Genomic DNA, 3,026 nt, shown 5'->3' with positions numbered 1-3,026 from the left:
CAGAAAACGACGCACATCCATGTGCGTCGCCCTTCGGGTTTTTCCCGCCGTCTCCGCCGCTGCGGCAGGGGCCCCGGGTAAGTCAAAGTCCAAGGCAACAGCAAAATCACAAGCAACAGCCTCGACGTCGGTTTTCCCTAGACCAGTGCAGCGATCTGCGCGGCGGTCAGGGCACCGTTCCAGATGCGGAAGTCGTCGTAGCGTGCTTTCAGGTACGGGTCGGCGCCGAACTGGGAGCGTCCCAGGTAGGACGAGGTGGCGGGGCCCAGGTCGCTTGGGGCGAGGGTGAAACCTGTGCCGCTGCCAACTACGTTGCCGTTGATGTACAGGGTGCAGACGTCGCCGGACAGGGTCACGGCGATGTGCGTCCACTGGCCTGCCGGCAGGGCGATGTTGGAGCGGATTTGCTGCTGGTTGTAGCCGTGGGTGGTGGTCATTCTGAACATCGGGCGGCCGTCCTCACTGGCGACGGTGAGCATCATCCAGCGGCGGGTGCCTGAGCCGAAGTCGAATACGCGTGCCCAGGTTCGTACCTGGTCGGCATAGATGCGGCTGGCGATGGTGAAGTCAGCCAGACCGGCGATCGCGCTCTCCGGCAGTTGCAGGTGTCCATCAACGCCGTCCAGTGCCACCGCCGAGCCCTGCACGCCAGCAGTCCAGGAGGTACCGCCGACCAGTTGTGCGGCGCGGTTGCCGATCGTATCGACCGTGCTGCTGCCGCCGCCTTCGTTGAATGGGAGCTGGAACACGAGTTGTGGAGAGACATCGACGCGCATCGTGTCGGAAGCGGTGCCCGCGGCACCGTCCACGACCGCACTCACGGTGTAGTAGAGCGCGCTGTTGCCGGTGATGCTGGTGTCCTCCCAGGTCAACCGGTCGCTGATGCCGGAGGCGACGGTCGAGAACGGGCCGGAGGCGCTGGTGGCGCGTTTGATGATGTAGCTGTCGGCTTCCACCACGCCCCACCAGGACAGCACGACCTTGTCGGCGCGACGGTAGGCGGTCAGGCCGGTTGGTTTCAGTGCGCTGGCTTCCAGGTCGCGCGAGAACAGCAGCGTGCCGAAGCCGAGCTGGTCGCCGGTGCGGTCGTTGCCTTCCGGATACAGCTGAGCGACTTGCTTGCCTACGTAAGGTGTGGCGATGCCCTTGCGCATCGCGTAATGGTTGTGGATGGCCTCCCAGGTCGGGCGGATGCTGCCCAGCCCGGCCGGCGACACGCCGTAGGCCCAGCCGTGACGGTTGTTGTAGTTGAACCACGGCATTGCATAGAACGCGCCGCTTGCATCCAGCAGGTTGCTCTTGGCGACGTACTCGGCACCGGCCAGGAAGCGGTTGTTGTCGTAGCCGTACATGTCGTCGCCCTGGTTCCAGGCCATTTCGCAGAACGCGGTGGCCAGGCTGATGCCGAGCGTGCAGTGGCCGCCGTCGCGGCTGCTTTCCTGCCACTGGCCGAGATTGCCGGGGTGAACGTAGTAGACCGCGTTGAGCGCCGCGCCCATGCCGGCGCCGTACTTGTAGTAGTCGAGCGCTTCGTTGTAGATGTCTTCGCGGTCGCACAGGATGCCGGTGGCCAGGATGCAGGCGATCGCGCACTGGTCCCAGTTCGCCCAGTAGTTGGTGATTTCGGCATCGTTGTGCTCGCGCAGGAAGCGGCTCGACAACGGATAGAACACGTTGAGCAGCATCTGCTGGAAGCGGGTGAAATCCGCGCTCGCCCAGCCCGAATAGCTGCGCATGATTTCGCCGACGTTGGCGAACTGGTAGCCGTAGATGCCGGCGGCCAGGTAGCGATCGGCGTTGCCGTTGACGGTGGTCAGGGTCGCGGACCAGGCATTGAGGTACTTGAGCGCTTCTTCGGCGTACACGGTGTTCTGCGAGACCTTCCAGCGTATCGCCAGCTGGTAGGCGCGATGGATGTCGATGTAGAGCTGGGCGGAATTGTTGTTGTCGGCCGCGCGCCACACCGTGTCCAGCGGGCGCGGGGCGCTGCCGAGCTGGGAGTAGCCGTCGGAGAGCAGCTTGTTCCAGCCATCGACCCACGGCTGCTCGCCGGCATTGACCTTCTCGCGCATTCGAGTGAAGTCGGCCTCGGTGTGCAGCATACCGGGGTGGCTGAAGGTGCGGCTCGCGGCGAAGGCTGCCGTCGCCGCACCGCCGGCACCGATCAGCGCGGCGCTGCGTGCCAGGACGCTGCCGCCCAGGCCGCGCAGCAGGTTGCCGGCGGCGGCGCCGACGCTGGCTTTCAGCAGCAGGCGGCGGTTCGGGTCGAGGGCTTGTCCGGATGTGTTGCCCGGTGTCTGCTGGCCGATGAGCGGGCGGGAATTACGGGAACGCCAGTCGTTTTCCATGAGGAAGGGCTCTTGCGAAGTAGTTTCGACCACCTGTTTCGATCGTTCGTTCCATGCGCACTCGCACTGCCCGGCGGCGGACGGTTCGCGTCGGTGCCCAGGCGTCATGATGCGGGTGTGGACGTGATGCCGGCGCATGCGCAATCCCCTGTGCGCGCCGGCCATCCGTCTGTGGGTCATGGTCGTTGCGATGCCGTCGGGGGCGGTTGGCCCGGTGGCGGAATCGGGGCCATGCTAGTGAGCGCGGTCGCGGCGTGTGCCGCTGTGTGTCTCACTTTGTTGGTGGGGTTTTCGTTTCGCGGACGGGGTCACGGGTGGGGTTGGGTGGGCGTCGCAAAGCGACGCTTGGGAGCTGGGCTTCTGCTCGTTTGTTCTTTTCGGGGGAGCCGTTTTCATGGAATCCATCTGCCGTTGTCCCCGAGCAGAGCCTGCCCCCCGCGAAGGTGGGGGCGGAGACCCAGTGCTTTCCAGGCCATGCCACTACTGTCGTCCCCGTGTAGGTGGGGACCCGGCGACTTTCCACGTCATCTCGCTATCGTCATCCCCGCGAAGGCGGGGATCCAGGGACGTTCGTGCAGATGTGGAGATGGCTGACGCAGATTTGTAGCAACTGTCTTGTTTACCCAAGCGCAGGTGTGCCGGCCCAGGCATCACGAGCGCGGGCATTGAGGATCACCA

The 3,026-nt window shown here is 65.0% G+C and carries 1 protein-coding gene; it reads right to left on the bottom strand.

What is annotated here, in order from left to right; genetic code table 11:
* Window positions 1–137: 137 nt before the first annotated feature.
* Window positions 138–2,348: a LamG-like jellyroll fold domain-containing protein gene (locus AC3WJE_RS20965; RefSeq protein WP_493732777.1), complete on the bottom strand. Its 2,211-nt coding sequence runs from the start codon at window positions 2,346–2,348 to the stop codon at window positions 138–140.
* Between the last annotated feature and the right edge of the window lie 678 nt (window positions 2,349–3,026).

The sequence above is a fragment of the Pseudomonas sp. GW821-FHT07E12 genome (genome assembly GCF_058986605.1).
The sequence above is the reverse complement of the archived record's forward strand: the minus strand, read 5'-3'. Positions and strand labels throughout refer to the sequence as shown.